Annotated in this window: 15 protein-coding genes; 5 read left to right on the forward strand and 10 right to left on the reverse strand. The window is 41.8% G+C overall.

The window, feature by feature from the left end; genetic code table 11:
* Nucleotides 1–240 precede the first annotated feature (240 nt).
* From KZA12_RS02165 to yajC, 4 genes are all read right to left on the reverse strand, one after another.
* Nucleotides 241–1,659: an MATE family efflux transporter gene (locus KZA12_RS02165; RefSeq protein WP_201622191.1), complete on the reverse strand. Its 1,419-nt coding sequence runs from the start codon at nucleotides 1,657–1,659 to the stop codon at nucleotides 241–243.
* 333 nt (nucleotides 1,660–1,992) lie between these two features.
* Entirely contained in the window at nucleotides 1,993–3,300 is a 1,308-nt protein-coding gene (gene secF, locus KZA12_RS02170; protein ID WP_201622190.1) for a protein translocase subunit SecF, read from the reverse strand.
* 9 nt (nucleotides 3,301–3,309) lie between these two features.
* Nucleotides 3,310–5,190 (reverse strand): protein translocase subunit SecD, encoded by a 1,881-nt coding sequence (gene secD, locus KZA12_RS02175; RefSeq protein ID WP_218689033.1) that lies wholly within the window; start codon nucleotides 5,188–5,190, stop codon nucleotides 3,310–3,312.
* 152 nt (nucleotides 5,191–5,342) lie between these two features.
* A complete protein-coding gene (gene yajC / locus KZA12_RS02180) occupies nucleotides 5,343–5,669 on the reverse strand; it encodes a preprotein translocase subunit YajC (protein WP_201622188.1) in 327 nt (108 codons plus the stop codon).
* 624 nt (nucleotides 5,670–6,293) lie between these two features.
* On the opposite strand from yajC, the gene KZA12_RS02185 reads away from it, so the two are divergent.
* From KZA12_RS02185 to KZA12_RS15015, 3 genes are all read left to right on the forward strand, one after another.
* Complete coding sequence (locus tag KZA12_RS02185) at nucleotides 6,294–7,337, forward strand: CNNM domain-containing protein (protein WP_218689034.1); 1,044 nt, start codon at nucleotides 6,294–6,296, stop codon at nucleotides 7,335–7,337.
* Nucleotides 7,338–7,716: 379 nt separating this feature from the next.
* A complete protein-coding gene (locus tag KZA12_RS02190; RefSeq protein ID WP_201622187.1) occupies nucleotides 7,717–8,211 on the forward strand; it encodes a hypothetical protein in 495 nt (164 codons plus the stop codon).
* A gap of 346 nt (nucleotides 8,212–8,557) precedes the next feature.
* Nucleotides 8,558–11,611: a LysM peptidoglycan-binding domain-containing protein gene (locus tag KZA12_RS15015; protein ID WP_218689035.1), complete on the forward strand. Its 3,054-nt coding sequence runs from the start codon at nucleotides 8,558–8,560 to the stop codon at nucleotides 11,609–11,611.
* 132 nt (nucleotides 11,612–11,743) lie between these two features.
* On the opposite strand, the gene KZA12_RS02200 is transcribed toward KZA12_RS15015, so the two are convergent.
* Both KZA12_RS02200 and KZA12_RS02205 read right to left on the reverse strand, forming a co-directional pair.
* Nucleotides 11,744–12,952 carry a transglycosylase SLT domain-containing protein gene (locus KZA12_RS02200; RefSeq protein ID WP_218689036.1) on the reverse strand — a complete coding sequence of 403 codons (1,209 nt, stop codon included), beginning with the start codon at nucleotides 12,950–12,952 and terminating at the stop codon, nucleotides 11,744–11,746.
* A 762-nt stretch (nucleotides 12,953–13,714) separates the two neighbouring features.
* Complete coding sequence (locus KZA12_RS02205) at nucleotides 13,715–14,587, reverse strand: Nif3-like dinuclear metal center hexameric protein (protein ID WP_218689037.1); 873 nt, start codon at nucleotides 14,585–14,587, stop codon at nucleotides 13,715–13,717.
* A gap of 288 nt (nucleotides 14,588–14,875) precedes the next feature.
* Between KZA12_RS02205 and KZA12_RS02210 the strand changes: the two genes are divergently transcribed.
* Nucleotides 14,876–16,195 carry a S1C family serine protease gene (locus KZA12_RS02210; protein ID WP_201623774.1) on the forward strand — a complete coding sequence of 440 codons (1,320 nt, stop codon included), beginning with the start codon at nucleotides 14,876–14,878 and terminating at the stop codon, nucleotides 16,193–16,195.
* A 112-nt stretch (nucleotides 16,196–16,307) separates the two neighbouring features.
* On the opposite strand, the gene yfaE is transcribed toward KZA12_RS02210, so the two are convergent.
* The 4 genes from yfaE to KZA12_RS02230 all read right to left on the reverse strand — a co-directional run bounded on the left by yfaE (nucleotide 16,308) and on the right by KZA12_RS02230 (nucleotide 18,555).
* The gene (yfaE, locus tag KZA12_RS02215; protein WP_218689038.1) at nucleotides 16,308–16,574 is read right to left on the reverse strand and encodes a class I ribonucleotide reductase maintenance protein YfaE; all 267 of its coding nucleotides are present in this window, start codon (nucleotides 16,572–16,574) and stop codon (nucleotides 16,308–16,310) included.
* Between the two features lie 223 nt (nucleotides 16,575–16,797).
* Complete coding sequence (nrdB, locus tag KZA12_RS02220) at nucleotides 16,798–17,931, reverse strand: class Ia ribonucleoside-diphosphate reductase subunit beta (RefSeq protein ID WP_218689039.1); 1,134 nt, start codon at nucleotides 17,929–17,931, stop codon at nucleotides 16,798–16,800.
* Between the two features lie 84 nt (nucleotides 17,932–18,015).
* On the reverse strand, nucleotides 18,016–18,162 hold the full coding sequence (locus KZA12_RS02225) for a hypothetical protein (protein WP_218689040.1): 147 nt from the start codon (nucleotides 18,160–18,162) through the stop codon (nucleotides 18,016–18,018).
* A gap of 45 nt (nucleotides 18,163–18,207) precedes the next feature.
* Nucleotides 18,208–18,555, reverse strand: coding sequence for a hypothetical protein (locus tag KZA12_RS02230; protein ID WP_218689041.1), 348 nt, complete (start codon nucleotides 18,553–18,555; stop codon nucleotides 18,208–18,210).
* A 4-nt stretch (nucleotides 18,556–18,559) separates the two neighbouring features.
* On the opposite strand from KZA12_RS02230, the gene KZA12_RS02235 reads away from it, so the two are divergent.
* Nucleotides 18,560–18,823 carry a hypothetical protein gene (locus tag KZA12_RS02235; protein WP_218689042.1) on the forward strand — a complete coding sequence of 88 codons (264 nt, stop codon included), beginning with the start codon at nucleotides 18,560–18,562 and terminating at the stop codon, nucleotides 18,821–18,823.
* Nucleotides 18,824–18,837 lie beyond the last annotated feature (14 nt).

The following is an 18,837-nucleotide window of genomic DNA, read 5'->3' on the forward strand; positions in this document are numbered from 1 at the left end:
AACTGGGCTGCGCTTGAGAATAAGTATCCACAGAATGTCCTAAGTGCTAATAATTTTATAAACAGTATGCTTCACTAAAAAACCAATCATGATTATCAATTGCTCGTTAGGCTGGTAGCCCGCTAGCTGTGGCTTGTTATTTTTACGGCTTATTTTACCGCTTAGTTTTAGTGCTTTATTTTTAATAGCCATAGCTTAAATTGCTACTTAAATTACAACTTAAAGGGCTACCTAATTTATCTATAAGTCAGGCTGCAAAATCTCATAATTACCTGATCGTTGGGCGCGATATAGATACACTCCAAGTACTAGCATACGTAGTATTAGTATGCACCAGACGCTTAGCCAAATACCAGCCATAGCGTACTGCTGATACAGCAGCCAGCTAATAGGGAAGAAGATAGCGGCCCATATTAACGCTGCATTGCGGATCACACTGCCAGCCGTTAAACCAAAGAATATTCCATCAAGCCAGTAAGCCCCTACACCTATTATCGGTAATAATATGGCATAATTTTTATAAGTATTTGCTAAAGTTAGGACTGGCTCAATATTAGTCATTAACTCCAAATACATCGGTGTAAAAAGCCACCAAATTAGACTGAGAACTATTGCCAATCCATAGCTGACTATACCAGTACGTTTGACGATAATACTAAAGCGTTGCCAATCACGTCGTCCTGCCGCTTGACCAGTTAGAGTCTCACCCGATACCGCTACACCATCTAAGGCAAAAGCTGAAATACTTAGTATCTGCAATAAGATGGCATTGGCTGCTAGTACTAAATCGCCACTTTGTGCCGATAAGCGAGTGACCCAAGCAAAGCTCAAGGTCAGTATTAAGGTGCGAATAAAGATATCTTTATTTAACGAAAATAGCCTAAGCATCTTAGACTTAGTAAAGTGCTCTGGATCAATGGTAAATAGCTGTTGCCAGCTTATTTTCAGGTTTTTTCTGCTAAGCCATAGCGCTAATAGTATCCCTGACCAAAAGGCTATAGCAGTTCCTAAAGCCACACCTGCTATACCCATCTGCATTACGTAAACAAAGAACAAGGTCAAAATAATGTTAGCGACAGCAATAAACCCTTGCTGATAGAGCATGTAGCGAGTTTTACCTTGCCCTGCAAACCAGCCAATAAAAGCAAAGTTCATCAGCTCAGCTATTACTCCCCAAAAACGCACATCTAGATAAGTTTTTGCAGCTAGAGCACTGTCTGGGTTAGCCGATAAGGCCCGTAAACCTAAGTCAATTAGCCAAGGCTTGGCAAGCAATAATACGCCGCCAATAATAAAAGCTAATAGCAACGCTCGTTGTAGTATAGCCAATAGAGGAGAAGGGGTAATCGCAGTGCTATTGCCAGCACTAGAAGCTAGATGATGGTTATCAGCCATTTGCCCCAACGCTTGAGCAGATAGGCCAGAGGAGGCATATTGCAAGAAGTTAAAACTTACTAATAACAACGACAGTAATTGAATAGCCAGACCCATACCAGCAAGCTTTGCCGCATCATCCATATTACCGACAATAGCAGTATCAATAACGCTTTGTAGCGGCATAGCCAAGTTAGCAAGCATAACTGGCACGGCAATACTGATAATATGCCGATAGCGAGTATCTATAGGGGCTAATGTGGGTGATACTGGAATAGAGGACATAGAAGAATCACTTAGATAAAAACATAAAATAGACGGCCTATTATCTTATTTTGAGCATCGATGATAGTGCGACTTGATAAGTAATTGCTGTTGCACAAGTGCTGCTAATAATGACTATTTAAACTGTTATTGAATGCATAATAAAAACAGTTACTCTAACAGCTGTTAGTTGAAATATTGTTAAAATAAACTCTATTAAAAAGACAAAAGCACCTATAAGTTAGGTGCTTTTATCAATGTCGGTTATGAAGAGCTAATGATTGATGACTAGTGATTGGCAAGTAGCAATCAATAATCAATAACGCTTAGCTCTAGACACTCAAGAAACAATATCTAGTCTTGTTCGAACATTTTTGGATCATTGAAGTTTACGATCTCTTCTTCGAACTCAGGCTTTACTTTTACTATGAAGTCATCACGTGATAGACCCATCGCCAATGGAATAGAGCTGGAGATATAAGTAGAAGAGTAAGTACCCGCTATTAACCCTATAAATAGAGCTACTGAGAACCAGTATAGACCATCACCACCTAAGAACAACATAGCTAATACTACTAGCAGTACAGTTGAGATAGTCATAATGGTACGGCGTAGAGTCTCAGTCAATGATAGATCGACCGTCTGACGTGGAGTCATACCTCGGACGCGGCGGAAGTTCTCACGAATACGGTCATAGACGACAATAGTATCATTCAATGAATAACCAATCAGTGCCAAAATAGCCGCTAACACTGTTAGGTCAAACGGAAAACCGAACAGCGCAAACACACCAATCGTGACCACAGCATCATGAAATAGCGATATCACAGCCCCAAGTGCCAGTTTGAACTGAAAGCGCAAAGCCACGTAACCCAGCATACTAAGTAAAGCTAACGCTAAAGCCATAATGGAATTTAGATAAATCTCATTACCTACTTGACTACCAATAATATTAACATTATTGATTTCAACATTGTTATTTGGCAATGCTAAGGCTTTTTCGAGATTGGTATTGAGTCCACTAACATCGTCCGACTGAGGCGGTAAGCGAATCAACAGCTCATCACGTGTCCCTAAGTACTGCACTACCGCATCGTCAAAGCCGTTGTCAGCCAATGCGTTTACTACGGTGGCTTGTTCAACAGGCTGCTGATATTTTATGTCAGCTGATACGCCGCCAGTGAAGTCAAGACCGAAGTTTAGGCCGTTGACTGCAATAGCAATAATACTAGCAATAACCAATATTATCGATAGAATCGCCATCGGCTTTTCTATACTCATAAAGGGAATGATACGCTGATCACCAAGGGATTTGATACCGCCCTCAGCATTAGCCGCTTCAAGCTCAGCGGTGCTATCTCTAGCTTCAATAGGATCGTAATTAGTATCAGTACTAGCTACTGATGACGATGCTGTCAGCGCTTGTCTAGATTTTTCACCACGAGTTTTGCTAGTAGCAGACTTGGCATTGGTTTGATCTACTGTTTTACTAGTCGATTTATTGGTTTGGGTGTTGCTACCCTTACCATCACGACGCGGGTTATTACGACGGCGACGTGTTTTTTCACTAGGATTGCCATTATTGCCGTCTGGACCACCACCTGAACTGTTTGAAGTCGGTGTGTTTTCTTTACTGGTGGGATTATTACTTTCAATCGCCATGTGTTTCTCCTAACCGATGCTCAAACGTTTGAGTGATTTACGCTTACCATAAGCAAGTTGTACTAATGCGCGCGTGACCAAAATAGCAGTGAATAGCGAGCTGATGATACCTATAGCTAATGTAATCGCAAAACCTTTGATCGGACCGGTACCGATGGCAAATAGAATAAAAGCAACTATTAAGGTAGTGACGTTGGCATCAAAAATACTACTAAAAGCACGATCGAAGCCGGCACTAATAGCACTCTTTGGCCGGACGCCGTTGGCTAGCTCTTCTCGTATGCGCTCAAAGATCAGCACGTTGGCATCAACCGCCATACCTATAGTCAATACAATACCGGCAATACCAGGCAAGGTTAGTGACGAGCCTAAAATAGACATAATTGAAATAATAATTATCACGTTCACTGCCAAAGCAAGATTGGCGATGACCCCAAACAAGCGATAGAAGATAATCATAAAGGCAAATACAAGCAAGTAACCTACTTGCGTTGAGAATAAGCCTTTATCAATATTTTCTTGCCCTAACGAGGGACCAATAGTACGCTCTTCAACGAAATACATAGGCGCTGCAAGTGCACCTGAGCGTAACAGTAGTGCTAGCTCTGCAGCTTCAGCACTGCTATCGAGACCAGTAATACGGAATGAAGACCCTAGTACCGCTTGAATATTAGCACGATTGATTACTTTAGTTTCAGAGTAAGGGGTACGTATTTCAGTCAACTCACCCGTTGTAGGGTTTTCTTCATAAGTGATTCTTTGCTTATTTTCAATAAACAATACCGCCATTTGATCGCCAACAGCCGTACGAGTGGCATTCTGCATCAGCTTACCACCAGCACTATCCAAGGTGATACTGACTTCAGGCTGACCGCTTTCTGGATCGATATTGGTCTGTGCATCCGTGACCTTTTCACCAGTAACAATAGCTTTACGCTCTAATAGTACTGGAGGACCATCGAGGGTCTCAAAAGGAAACGCTTCAGTGCCTGCAGGAGCAATACCACCAGTGAAGTTTTCACTGCCTTTAGCAACCATTCTGAATTCAAGATTAGCGGTACGACCTAGTACACGCTTAGCTTCTGCAGGATCTTGAATACCAGGCAGCTCAACAACGATACGGCTGGAGCCTTGTGACTGTACTAAAGCTTCAGAAACGCCAAGCTCGCTGATTCGGTTACGTAGAGTATTCAGGTTTTGATTGACCGCATAGCTATTGATCTCATCTAGCTTAGCATCGTTATAGGCCATTATTAGGGATGGACCTTGCTCATCGATAGACGATTGCAAGTTAAAGTCATTACCCATCGCTGCTTGTAGAATATTCTGAGCACGATTACGAGTATCAGTATCAGCAAAATGCAAAGCGATACTTCGCTTTTCAGTTTTGATACCTTTTATAGCCACACGTTCAGCACGCAAGCTACTACGTGCATCACGACTAGCACTACTCAGACGCTGTTTAATCGCTTCATCCATGTCTACTTCTAAGACAAAACGTACTCCGCCACGCAAATCCAAGCCCAGTTTCATCGGTTTAGCACCGATATCACGCAGCCATTGCGGTGTTGTTTGCGCTGAGTTTAAGGCGACCACATAGTCATCACCTAAGTTCTGAATTAAAACCTCTTTGGCTTTTAGCTGAGTAACAGAGTTATCGAGACGTAATAGCGCACTATTACCCTCAAAGCTACCGCCTTTGTAGCTTATATTAGCTTCATCGAGCAGACTTTGAGACTGAGTCAACACACTTTCAGACAGCTGTGTCCCAGCTGCAGCACTAGTAATTTGTACTGCTGGCTCATCAGGATAAAGATTAGGCGCTGCATAAAGACCAGCGACTATAAGCACGAGAATAATGACGAAGTATTTCCAAGCAGGATATTGCATAATCACTTCTTTATGTTAATAAAATATTGGCGATGCGGGCCACAAGTAAGCACAAAATGACCGTAAGTAATGAACGGTCATTTTATAGGATTATATAAGAGCAGGCTAATACAGTAATAAAGTTTCTAGATAGTCAGCGTTGTCGACACAAGTTAAACGCTTTCAATAGTGCCTTTAGGCAATACTGAGATGACCGAAGCACGTTGTACTTTAATATCAGTATTGTTATTCAAACTAACGATAGCATAATCGCCTTCTAGCGTTTTGATACGACCCATTAGTCCACCAGCGAAAATAATCTCGCTACCGACAGTAAGGGCAGTAACCATAGCGCGATGCTCTTTAGTACGTTTAGATTGGGGACGAATCACCAAAAAGTAAAAGATAGCAAAAAAGGCTACAGGAAGTAAGATTTGACCGAATATCGAAGCGCCGCCAGCAGTTTCAGCAGCGTGGGCTGACTGGATAAAAAAGCTCATAAATTCTCTCAGTGAGTTGCAGATAACAATAAAATTAGACGCATAGTAACAAAAATTCTTCCACTTGGTAACTGTTAATCATAAGCTGAGGGTATATTTATACGCTAAGACAGACAGTTTTGAAAGATATTGACAGGCAATTTGACTTAGATATAAGGATTAGTCGTTCTATACGCAACAGTGAAAGTGAAACTTGAAAAAATAAAATTCAGATAAAATGACAAATTATTGTGAAAGCACAACATCAATGCTACTATCAGAACGTTAAAATGGTCTATATTGAACGATAATAGTAGATTGTTTAATCCTTTTTAAGTCCTCTTAATATTCAGGTTACCTACCTTGTTGCCCATTTTTTTGTTTGTACCTCGTTTATGTCGTCAGCGCGCTCATAGTGAACCCGCGTCCGCGAAACCTCCCCCAACGACGCTTGCCTATTTAGGCAACTATTCATATCAGCATAGCGGCAAGTATAGTTATCTTAGGCTTTTTAGTAAGCCCTTAACTATAGTTGCGCTGTTGTTGTTATCGCTATTGTTGCTGTTCCCTTATCCGGCTTTTGCTGCCGAAGCCCTCGCTTAACCAAGCACTAGCAACGTCATGCTGCTCATAGGCTTTATCAGTATGGCGATAGGCTTGTCTTTTGTCTGTTCAATGGCCGAGTCTGTTTTGCTTAGCATGACTCCGTCATACATTGCAGATGTACAAGAGAGCAATCCCAAAAAAGCTAAAATGCTCAAACGCTTAAAACAAGATAGTGTTGATCAGTCTTTGGCCGCTATCCTAACTTTAAATACGATTGCCAACACTTTGGGCTCTATTGGTGCTGGTGCGCAAGCCACTATCGTATTCGGTAGTGCTTGGTTTGGCTTGTTTTCAGCTTTAATGACTCTGGCTATTTTGACCTTTTCTGAAATCATACCCAAAACTTTAGGGACGGTCTATTGGCGGCAGTTAAGCGGATTAGTAGCTTATTTTGTCCGCGGTATTATCATCTTACTGTATCCGATTATTTGGTTATCTGAGCGTTTAACTAAACTTTTGGTTGGTGGCAAAGATACCAATGTGTTTAGTCGTCGTGAGTTCGCCGCTTTAACTAGCATAGGGGAAGAGGCTGGCCAAATCGATCCGTTAGAGGCCCGCATTATTCGTAACTTGCTAGCCTTTGGGGCGATAAAAGTCGAAGATATTATGACTCCACGTTCGGTTATGCTAGCGTTTGAGCAAAGCAAAACAGTCGCTGAAGTGATGGCGGATCGACCAAAACTAACTTTTTCTCGCTTACCTATATATGAAGGTGACTTGGACAACATAACTGGTTTTGTGTTAAAAACAGACATGCTACTGGCAAAAGTAAATCATGCCGTACACAAGCCTTTAACTCAGTTTCAACGTGAAATTAGCTTTGTATTCTCCAAGATGAAACTTTTTGATCTGCTCGAATTGATGTTAAAGAACCGTATTCACATTGCCATTACCGTAGGCGAGTATGGTGAAGTCAAAGGCTTGGTTACTTTAGAGGATGTGTTTGAGACTCTATTGGGCTTAGAGATTGTCGATGAGATTGATCGGGTTGAGGATATGCAGGCGCTAGCACGACAGATGATGGACAGACGAGTAGAGCGCTTAGGTATGAAGCTTAGTGATGATGAAGATTATAATAATTAAGCCTATTACTATTTATCTTACAAGCAATTAAATATACAGCTGCTAATAGACTAATGCTAAGGTTATAGCGGCTAGTCTATAGGCATTTATTTCAAAATGTTACAGTAGTTATAGCTATGACCTATCAATAGTCATCTAGGGCGTTACATGAGTGTTAGAAATTAGTGATAGGCTAAAACAATAATGACTTAAGGCCTACTCAACTGACTGCAAGTCTCTAGTATTTAGCAATAGAAGTTTATAAAAATCCGTTCCATTGCTCGCTATTAGTTAGTAATAACAGTTAGTTTAATAATAAAATTTTATAAGCTCACAACGATACCAATTGATTTTAACGACCTATCAATAGTTAATATTACTATTATCGCTAAGGATTACGATGCAAAATATATGGGTAAAACGATTGCTGACGGTGATAGTCAGAGGTACGAGCATTGCTGCAGTAGCAGCGGTAGCTAGTGCGTTCTCTGTTAGTGTGCAAGCGGCAACTATGAATGAAAGCTTAGTACAGAATTATTCTGCGGCTATGAAAGCGGCAGCTAATAGTAAAAACCTCAGTCAAGTATCACGTCTAGTCTCTGATGATGCGCTTATTTCTTTATCTAGAAAGGGCAAGTCTACTAGCTTGGATAAAGAGGCTTATTTAAGACTGTTACAGACTGGATGGAATCAAACTTCAAATTACCGCTACGAGATCAGTATCAATAATATAGTGATTACTGGAGAACAAGCCAAAGCTAACGTGACGACTACTGAGAGCTGGGTTAAAGATGGCCAGAGTGTATCTTTCGTTACTAATTCACGAGTGACCTTAACGGTTGCTACCGGTAATGCGGTACTGCTACGAGCTGTATCACAAGTCACTATTGATTAGAACGATAGCTATTAAAATAAAAAGGGTTCAAATATAAAGTGGCTTAGTTATGCTAGTGCTGATCAGCTGAGCAATACTAAAGTGACCTTATATTGATTTGTAGTAATAGATTTATACTAACAGGTGTTGAAGCGCAATAAGTAGACGCTGCTGTGGTCGACTGCTCAATACCATTATTATAAATCTTCTACGCTCCTTATGCTCCTAATGAGCGTTATCATTTTTTAAATATCTTTAAGATAGCTATGGTTTTTGCTTCGCTTTGCATACTATACTGTTAACACTATACATACTGTCAATTATTAATATCGGTACTCATACTAGCTGCTAGGAAACGCCAATTATCATGTCTAATGTGTTCGTAAAATCTCGCTCATTTATCGCTCTGCCTTTGACGCTCGCGGTATCAACGCTACTTATCAGCGCTTGTAGTAATACTTCAGCAGTCAAAAATACTGGTGCTACTAATTCATCGCCAGTCATTACTAAGCGTCCTGCTAATCAAACAGCAGCTACTACTCAGCCAAATATCAATGCTGGTGGTGACTATTCAACTGCTTATTTAGATGCGGAAAGCTTAGATGAGTTAGCGGATTTGCTTGAAGCCAGTGATATGACAATGGTTGAAGGTAACAAGCTTGCCATTCAGCAGTACGGTGATTTGTGGGGTCGCTTGCGAGCTGGTTATCGCATGAATAGCGGCAATCCGGTCTATAATCAACGTATTGAAGGTCAAAAGGGTTGGTTTACTAGCCGACAAGACTATCTAAATCGTCTAACGGCACGGGCAAGTCGCTATCTTTATCATACGGTACGTGAAGCTGAGCGCCGTAATATTCCAACTGAACTGGCTCTGTTGCCAGTCATCGAAAGCTCCTATGATCCAGGTGGTACTAGTAGCGCTGCAGCCGCAGGGTTATGGCAGTTCATTCCTAGTACGGGTCGTATCTATGGTCTAAACCAGAGCAGCACCTATGATGGTCGCCGTGACGTTATCGAATCTACACGTGCCGCTTATGACTTTTTGACGGCGCTACATAATCAGTTTGGCAGTTGGGAGCTAGCCTTAGCCGCTTATAATGCGGGTCCAGGACGCATACAAAAAGCCATTGATGCCAATAGAGCGCAAGGCTTACCTACCGATTATTGGTCGCTTAGATTACCGACTGAGACCATGAACTATGTGCCACGCTTCTTGGCGGTTGCTGAGATTGTCGCCAATCCAGAAAAGTTTGGGGTTTATCTCCCAGCTATCGCTAACCGTCAGCATTTCCGTAGTGTGCCTGCTAACTATGGTGTCAGTCTGGCTGAAGTTGCCCAAGTGACAGGCGTGAGTTACGATGAGCTTGAAAGACTCAATACGGCATTAACGTCTTCGCGCATTGATTCATCAGGTCCACAGCGGATCATTATTCCTAATGATGTCGATGTCAATATTGATGCCAAGCTTAGTAGCTTAAGAGGCAATGGCAGTAGTAATGTGATCGCTGCTACGACTACTTTTAATAATAGTAGCCCAACCACTAGCTCAACGCCTAGCACTCCTAATTATAACAGTAAGCCCTATCCTAGCTCTTCATTGCCTGCGACTGGTGGCGGCTTAGCGGCATATGCGTCTAGCGCCAGTGTGCCGCAGCAAACCACTAGCTATATCACACCGACACCGAATCCGACTAGTAGCTCTGTTTATGGTAATAATACCTCGTTTAATACTGAGCCTCCTATTACTAGTAGAGAGACTAACAAAATCAATGCTGAGCTTAAGAGCAGTAATAGTTTGCCCACCACTTCAGCACAGATTACTCGCAACAACACTATTACTCAAGAGCCGCCACTGAGTAAAGAAGAGCGTGACTTTATCGCCCAGCAGATTCAAATGCAGACTCCTGAGCAGCGTGATATTGTTAGCTCCATCGATGGTAATATTAAGTTATCAGCGATACAGACGCAGCAGTCTATATTAGAAGCTAGTGGTAAAGAGAAGAAACTAAGCTTCCCAACCAAAGCGGCAAGCAAACCAAAACCACAAGGTCAACGTACTACTTATACAGTAAAACGTGGTGATACCTTATCTAACATTGCTAGCCGAGCAGGGGTTAGCTGGCGTGATATTACCGAGTGGAACCAGATAGATGCTAATACAAATCTATTATCCGGTAGTACTTTATATCTATACAACGCTAAAACTATCGCCCCTATTAGTGATACGAGTAGCAGTGCTGCCAGCCAGCCTGACAGCTACGTAGTACAAAGTGGTGACACCCTGATCGGTACTGCCAATCGCTTTGGTTTGTCGGTTACTCAGCTGGCCACTTATAATAATCTAAGCAGCCGTGCTGACTTACTAAGAGGTCAGAAACTTTGGTTAATTCCTGGCAAAGTGACGCCTCCAATCAGTACTCCTGCGGCGCCATCGACTAAGCCTAGCAAGGCTAATGTAGCGACCAAAAATTATAAAGTAAAACCAGGTGACGGCCTTATTGCTCTGGCTCGCCAGTTCAATATCTCTACCGAAGCCTTAGCTAGCTTGAATAATATTGGCACTACAGACTCATTGTATGTCGGTCAAACCTTAAAAATTCCTGCAAACGCTAATACTAATGTAAGTAGTGCCAGTAGCAGTAGCAGCTCGGCAAATACTAGCAGCAGCTCAAGTTCAGCAGCTACTAGCAAATATACTGTCAAATCTGGCGATACTTTGATTGGCATCGCTAATAGTATTGGCGTTAGTGCTGAGCAAGTCGCAGCAGTTAACAGCAGCTTCGATGCCAACGCTCGCTTGCAACGTGGACAGACTATCAAAGTGCCGGCTTCTAAAGCGCAAGTTGATAATAAGTTAAACGATAAGCCAATCAGCTATAAAATCCAATCAGGTGATACGTTGACTGGGGTTGCCAAACGCTATAACATCGGCGTTAGTGACTTAGCATCAGCCAATGGCTTGACGACGACTTCAAACTTGATACTAGGTCGCAGTATTACTATTCCTGCTGGTGGCAGTAGTAGCTCTGCCAGTACTAGCAGCAGCTCTAATAGTAGCGCCAGTAGTAGCGCTGCTAGTAGTAATAGTAGCTCAAGTAATAGCGGCAAAAAGTTAGGCAATACTGAAAACTACAAAGTACAACCTGGTGACGGCTTAATTGCTTTAGCGGGTCGCTTTAAAGTATCAGTTGAAGATCTAGCGGCTACTAATGGCCTAGCGGTTAATGCGCAACTGCAACGTGGGCAAACTATCAAAGTACCTAAACTGACAGTTAGCTATACCGTCGGTTCTGGTGACAACTTAATTAGCTTAGCTCGTAAATATGGGGTATCGACCCAAGAGCTTGCTGATATGAACAAAATACCAGCGAATACGATGATACAACGTGGTCAACGCTTGACTGTACCCAATCGTTAAAAGTTAATTTAAGCGCTGAACTAAAAATCTAGTGACAAAAAAGCTGCTCTTATCTATAAGGGCAGCTTTTTTATGGGCAGTTTTTAATTATTGCAGGTTTTATTTATTGACAGTTTTACTTGTTAACGGTTCTTAAGTAGCCGTAGTTTTGATAGTTTCTAAATAGCTTCTGATATTACTGACATAGTGCATAGCTTGTTCATAACGACTATTTGTCGCTTTGTTCTCAGATAAATAGGCATAGACATTGGCCCAGCTCTTATCATCGATATCTTGTGCACGCAACTCGCTTTGAATACGTTTGACAGCATTGGGACCCATATTATAGCCAGCGAGGGCAAACCAAACCCGATCACTTTTGGGCACATCAGTAAAATCAGACTTCATTTCTTCTAAGTAACGAGCACCGCCACCGATACTTTGATAAGGATCAATACGATCAGCAACGCCCATAGCTTTTGCGGTGCTATTAGTTAGCATCATAATACCGCGCACCCCAGTCGGTGAAACAGCATTAGCGTCTAAATGCGACTCTTGATAACCCATAGCGACTAGTAACTCCCAGTCGTGATTGTACTGCTGAGCTTGCTGTTTAAATGATGACTGGTAGTCAGGGAGCTTTTCGGTCAAAGTCTGTTGAAAATGTTGCTGGCTATAAGCATCTTTTAATAAATCTTGATTATAAAATGAGGCTAGCTTTTGAGTATTATCAAGCTTGATACTGTCACATAAAAAGTTACTGGCTTTTTGCGACAATGGATCATCAGAATTTTTGAATGACCAATTAACTTTAGGGTTTAGGCCATTTTTAGTTAAGCTAGTATCATAACCACAGCTGACATTGATTGAGGGTAGGGCCAACTCATTTCTAAGCTCAGTGCTAGCCGTAGTCAAAGCCATGTCAGCAGTACCTGATTTTAACGCTTTTAAAGCATCTTGTTCATTAGCATAAGCTTTTAGCGTAATAGTGACCCCCAGCTCATCGGCATAGCTACGTACTAAGTCGTAGCCAAAACCATGTTGGAAACCATCAGTAGCGAAATAAGTGCTATCGCCAGGCACAGCAGCAATAGTCAAAGTCTTATCTATCATGACATGGTCATAAGTAGAGACTTGATTATTCATCGTTGTCAGACTTTCAGCAGGCAAGGACAGCAAGGCAATACTAGTGACTTGCATGATCTTTTTAGTTTTAGAAAAACGGCTTGGCGGAATGAAAGGAACGAAAGGAACGAAGTTACTTTTAGTGTTAAGTTCACGCTTGGCTGGACGCAGTAAATAACCAATACGGCGTTTAGCACTTTGCGCAGATACTTTGACACGATAAGTAATACGCTGCATAGAGGTCTCCTAATTTTAGCCATCCTGCTCACCCTAAACAGATATTCAACTTATTGAGCTTATTATAAATGCCCAGTTGAACGACGCTGTTAAACAGTAGACCACTCCTCAATCGACTTTAAGGCCATTGAATCAATGAATGTAGTACTATTTGGTAATATAAAAGCCACTACTAGTTAATAATAACTATCAGACAGCTGTATATTACTTAGGTAAGGTCATGAATAAATTATTGAAACAAAGATCTAGGCAATAATATCGATTTACTATCATTAATGACTAAAATCGAATTCGTTGTCCGGCTACTGACCAGTAATGGCGGTAACTTTTAACAAGATATTTATCATAAGATGCTTAAAAGTCAAAAACATTAAGGTTTGAGCAGGGTGATCTTGTCCAGAATTGCTTTAAGTTGGCTATTAAAACCTCTATAGTGCCTGCTAATAATGTAGTTAACGCTCAACTAGGTACAGGCAACTATAAAAGATTATAAAAACTAACAGGGCAATTGCAACATCAGGTGTATAGAAATGGTCGCTGTTAAAATTGACTTTATTTCTATAGTTATAGGGCTATGCCACTGTTGAAATTACTGTTAAAAATAACAGTTAACCACCCAGCCCTAGAGCCCCTGATGCTATAACCGGAAGCTACCATTGATGAAAAGTTTCATGACAAAACAGTCTCTTACTATCTCTTTGTATGCGGTCTATATAATTATCATTCAAGTAGGGTTAACAAAACAGTGAAAAATCTTAACCATTAGGCAGGATTATCTATATCGACAAATGTCACCGTTAGCTTGAACTGCTCAGCGATTAACTCACCCAAAGCCTGAATACCGCCACGTTCGGTAGCATGATGACCACAAGCAAAATAATCTAGCCCTAATTCACGCGCGCTATGCGTGGTTCTCTCAGATATCTCTCCTGATAGATAAGCATCGCAACCCATAATAGCGGCTTGCTCAATCATATCTTGCGCGCCGCCTGTGCATAGGCCGATACGTTTGATTTTTTTATTAGTTGTACTGTCTAATAAGCTTTGATTATCAGTAAAACTATAGTCACTGGAGATATATAGTGGTACCCGTCCTAACACTTGGCTAATAGTTGCCGCTAAATCTTCTGCACTCTGTGCTGCACAAGTAGCGATGTTACCGACTGGATGAGACTCATGCGGATACAATGGGCCGCTGATGGTCAGGCCTAGCATTTCAGCAAGTTTGGCATTGTTACCTATTAGCGGATGGGCATCGAGAGGCAAATGATAGGCGATTAACGAAATACCATTCTGCATGAGCTTACGAATACGTTGGCCTTTGATACCAACGATAGCCTCAGGCTCACCTTTCCAAAAATAACCATGGTGTACCATGATAGCATCAGCTTTTGCAGCGATAGCGGCATCGATTAGCGCCTCACAAGCGGTAACCCCGGTGATAATAGTTTTGATAGGCTGACCTGCGTCAACTTGTAACCCATTAGGAGCATAGTCTTTAAAGGCGGCGCTCGATAAATACTCATCACAAAACTGCACTAAGGCTTGCGCGGTTACTGATTGAGATGCTGATTGAGATGCTGATTGAGATGCTGGCTGGTTTTCTGAGCTAGTTGCAGAGTTTTTATAGGGCATGACGGTTCCTTGGGCTTAATTTTATTACGGAGATTTTAGCACAATTATAAAACCCTCGAGTTAACAGCAAAATCTAGCAGCGAGACTGCTGCTAACGAGTAAGCTGTAAGGGTTAGTAGAAAAATAATAGACAAATACACTAACTGAAAAGGTACACGATGCGTGACTCTTTTATGCCAATGCCAGTTATAATTTGCATAGGTGGCAATGTATCACGGTATACGCTTATTGGCGTTCAACGCATAGCAACTGTTAGTATTTATTCATATAACTTTATAGAGGTCATTTATGTCGTCATTGCCTAATACCAAGAATAAGGCTTCTTTTTGGAAGTGGTTACCTTGGATGTTATTGCTAATCATGATCGCTGGTTTTATTTGGTTATTCATGAGTATGAAGAGCGCATCGAATGCTACTTGGGAACCGCCTAGAACTACTGCTGCTGAGCAACAAGCCTCGGCTCCTGTTGCGGCAGATAATACCTCAGCACCTATCTCTTCGTATCATAATGCGGTTGCCCGTGCTTCACAGTCGGTAGTCAATATTTATACTACCCAAACCGTGGCTGAGCATCCTTATATAGATGATCCTGTGATGCGCCAGTATTTCGAAGATAACAATCAGCAAGATCAAGGCTCCACTAACTTAGGTTCAGGAGTCATCGTCTCAAAGGATGGTTATATCGTCACTAACGCCCATGTAGTCGAAAAAGCCGATGAGATTACAGTTGCCTTTAGTGATGGTCGTAAGAGTCGTGCCAAGGTTATCGGTACTGATCCCGATAGTGATTTGGCGGTTATTAAAGTGGAGATGACGGGACTGACGCCTTTAGGTTTTCGCGAGTCCCCCATTCAGGTTGGCGATTTAGCACTGGCTATTGGTAATCCATTTGGGGTAGGTCAGACCGTCACCCAAGGTATTATTTCAGCGACTGGTCGTACTGGTCTAGGAGTTAATAAGTTTGAGGACTTTATCCAGACCGATGCTGCGATCAATCCAGGTAACTCAGGGGGAGCCCTAGTCGATGCTAATGGCGAGCTAGTTGGTATCAATACAGTTATCTTCTCACGCTCTGGTGGCTCGATGGGTATAGGTTTTGCTATTCCAACTGCTTTAGTTGAGCAAGTGATGAATGCGCTGATCAAAGATGGTCGTGTTAGCCGTGGTTGGTTGGGCATCGAGATTCAATCACAATTACGTGATCCTACGCAACTTGAAACCTCAACTGGGGTTGAAGTGCTTAAAGTTATTCCACAAGGTCCTGCGGATAAAAGCGGTCTAAAAGTGGGCGATATCATCTTGACTATTGATGGTGTTGAGATGACTGATGCTAATAGTCTTATTCAATATGTGGCACGCAAACCCCCTAATACTACATTGGATACGCAGATTTTACGTAATGGTAAAAATGCCCAAGTCGATGTGTTATTAACAGAACGTCCAGCGCAACAAGTGGTGGAAGTGCCAATAGTCATCAATGAGGGTCTGAGTGGACAGCCTAACTATCATGGCGAGTCAGCGAATAGACCTATGATGTCAAAAGAAGAGCGTGACCGAATGCGTGAAGAGCTGTTAAAGCTATTTGAACAAGACGCTGTCGCTCAGTAATATTAAGCTAGTAGTAGCCATAAAAAACGCGCTGCCTTTAATAAGACAGCGCGTTTTTTATGGCTAGGGTTTTTGCGGTAGTGATTAAAGTCTAGTAGCAGTTTGCCTGATTTTATTCATCAATTAATTCATGATTAATATAGATAACCCCTTGTACTCGGCAGCAGCAGGGCAGTATCTCGTTGTCTTCAATCATTGCCAAAGGCACAAACGGATAGTCAATCGGATGTGAGCTGGCAATACGCCGTACTCGGCAGCTGCCACAGTAGCCTTCTCGGCACTGAAAGCTGACATCGTGCCCCGTACGCAGCAAGCCATCTAGCAGGCTCTCATCGTCATGCAAGTAAAACTGCCGCTTACTAGTCATCACCCATGTCATAACGAATCCTGCATACTAAAAAGGAGTAAATAAAGTATCTTTTATACTGCAATTATAAAGCTCAGTTCTATAGCTATAGTGCATAAATAGATTCTATATCTTTGCGATAAAGCCTGATTTTATAATCAAGCTTTATAGCTGACGGTTATCGCTGATTTTCACTGTTGAGGCTTATCGTTGCCTTTTACAATTGAGCCTTATAACTCAATCTTATAACTCAGTCTTATAATTCAAAGTCATCAAAATCACTGTTAGATAAGTCTGAATCAATCTGACCTACTAAGTAAGAGCTAATCTCTGTCTCTTGTGGCGCCACTTGCACATTATCAGAAGATAACCAAGTATTGATCCAAGGGATAGGATTAGATTTCGATTTCGGGAACGCTGATGGCAAGCCGACTGCTTCCATACGCAAGTTAGTAATGTATTCGATATATTGGCAAAGAATATCTCTATTGAGACCGATCATTGAGCCATCTTTAAACAGATAACCTGCCCATTCTTTTTCTTGCTCAGCGGCTTTACGGAAGATCTCGATACCTTGCTCATGACACTCAGCGGCAATCTCTACCATCTCTGGGTCATCTCGGCCATTACGCATTAAGTTTAGGATATGCTGAGTACCAGTCAAGTGCAGCGCTTCATCACGAGCGATTAGCTTGATAATCTTGGCATTACCTTCCATCAGCTTACGCTCAGCAAAAGCAAACGAGCAAGCAAATGAGACATAAAAACGTATAGCCTCTAAAACATTAACCGCCATGATACAAAGATATAGCTGTTTTTTGAGCGATCTAAGATCCACAGTAACAGTCTGGCCATTAACATTATGGGTACCGGCACCATACAAGCTATAAAGCTGCGAGTTACGATACAGCTCATCATAATACTGGGCAATATCAGAGGCACGCTCAAGAATATGCTCGTTTTTCATAATATCATCGAACACTAAGCTTGGGTCATTGACGATATTACGAATAATATGAGTATAGCTGCGCGAGTGAATAGTCTCGCTAAAAGACCAAGTCTCAATCCAAGTCTCAAGCTCTGGAATCGATACTAGTGGCAATAACACGATATTCGGGCTACGACCTTGGATGGAGTCGAGTAGGGTTTGGTACTTTAGATTACTCAAAAATATATGCTGCTCGTGCGAGGACAAGTTGCCAAAGTCCATACGATCTTTTGAGACATCGACTTCTTCTGGACGCCAAAAGAAGGACAGTTGCTTTTCGATCAACTGCTCAAAGATAGGGTGCTTTTGTTGGTCATAGCGAGCGATATTGACTGGCTGGCCGAAGAACATAGGCTCTTTCATAGCATCATTTGGCGTTTGATTAAAGATTGAGTAAGTCATGAGGTTGGCCTTTGTTTTTATACGTTTAGTAGGTGTTATAGGCTGTGGTTTTAGCCCAGCAAAAATAAAATTTTGGTTATACTATTATAGATCGTCTAATGTTACTCGAGTAGGTGTTTGCTCGTCATTCATTCGCAGTTCAACTATTTTACCCAGCTCTATATCATCTTGTTCCTCAGAAATATCTACTGCACTCAATATATTTGTCTGTTCATGAATTTCGTAGCTCATCACAACTTCCATTTTTCATTGATCTTGACTATTTTGCAAAAACAACTATAAATTCTCCAAAGATATCTGCTCTGGCACTTGTTCATTATTCATATAAGCTTTGAGCATTTCGCTTAACTCACCATCATCGAATGACTCTAATTCATCGATATTATTCTTGCGCAGCGTATCTACTGCTGCTGGTTTTTGCAGCTCTTTTTTGCCCGATTTTTTTACGGGTTTTTTCGCTTGTCTCGGCGCTGATTTTATAGGGTCTTGGTTTAAGCTTAACTGCTGACGTACTTCTTCGATATCAACAACCACTTCCACTATGCGTGAGTGCCCATCATTTAAATCTGAAAATACGTTAGGGATAAACAAACCACCGTCTTTGATGATTGCGGTATAGTGCACGTCTATGACCTCCGTCGTTTTCGTTGTTGGTATGTCTTTTAATTATAAAAGCTTAAATTCAGTGGTTAAATATTATAAAACTTCAGCAGCTAATCCCGCCTACCGCTTGTATCTGCCTAGCCGCTGGCGTGCAGTCTATGGTGTCTGGTCGCATTCCTGTTGCCTCGATACTACGCCCAGTCACAGCCTGCAACGCCATCAGCGTTGGCAGGATACCGCTACAGTCAGGGCTAAACGACCTTGTCGTAGCAAGGTTGGTCTTTCTTAATAACTTTGCATGTA

Origin of the sequence: Psychrobacter sp. BF1, from assembly GCF_019279065.1 — a bacterium.
Classification (GTDB): domain Bacteria; phylum Pseudomonadota; class Gammaproteobacteria; order Pseudomonadales; family Moraxellaceae; genus Psychrobacter; species Psychrobacter urativorans.

Bases quoted from the DNA above. Each gene is read 5' to 3' on its own strand.
- KZA12_RS02165 (WP_201622191.1), bottom strand. From the start codon at position 1,659: ATGTCCTCTATTCCAGTATCACCCACATTAGCCCCTATAGATACTCGC.
- secF (WP_201622190.1), bottom strand. From the start codon at position 3,300: ATGGCGATTGAAAGTAATAATCCCACCAGTAAAGAAAACACACCGACT.
- secD (WP_218689033.1), bottom strand. From the start codon at position 5,190: ATGCAATATCCTGCTTGGAAATACTTCGTCATTATTCTCGTGCTTATA.
- yajC (WP_201622188.1), bottom strand. From the start codon at position 5,669: ATGAGCTTTTTTATCCAGTCAGCCCACGCTGCTGAAACTGCTGGCGGC.
- KZA12_RS02185 (WP_218689034.1), top strand. From the start codon at position 6,294: ATGGCGATAGGCTTGTCTTTTGTCTGTTCAATGGCCGAGTCTGTTTTG.
- KZA12_RS02190 (WP_201622187.1), top strand. From the start codon at position 7,717: ATGCAAAATATATGGGTAAAACGATTGCTGACGGTGATAGTCAGAGGT.
- KZA12_RS15015 (WP_218689035.1), top strand. From the start codon at position 8,558: ATGTCTAATGTGTTCGTAAAATCTCGCTCATTTATCGCTCTGCCTTTG.
- KZA12_RS02200 (WP_218689036.1), bottom strand. From the start codon at position 12,952: ATGCAGCGTATTACTTATCGTGTCAAAGTATCTGCGCAAAGTGCTAAA.
- KZA12_RS02205 (WP_218689037.1), bottom strand. From the start codon at position 14,587: ATGCCCTATAAAAACTCTGCAACTAGCTCAGAAAACCAGCCAGCATCT.
- KZA12_RS02210 (WP_201623774.1), top strand. From the start codon at position 14,876: ATGTCGTCATTGCCTAATACCAAGAATAAGGCTTCTTTTTGGAAGTGG.
- yfaE (WP_218689038.1), bottom strand. From the start codon at position 16,574: ATGACATGGGTGATGACTAGTAAGCGGCAGTTTTACTTGCATGACGAT.
- nrdB (WP_218689039.1), bottom strand. From the start codon at position 17,931: ATGACTTACTCAATCTTTAATCAAACGCCAAATGATGCTATGAAAGAG.
- KZA12_RS02225 (WP_218689040.1), bottom strand. From the start codon at position 18,162: ATGAGCTACGAAATTCATGAACAGACAAATATATTGAGTGCAGTAGAT.
- KZA12_RS02235 (WP_218689042.1), top strand. From the start codon at position 18,560: ATGACCTCCGTCGTTTTCGTTGTTGGTATGTCTTTTAATTATAAAAGC.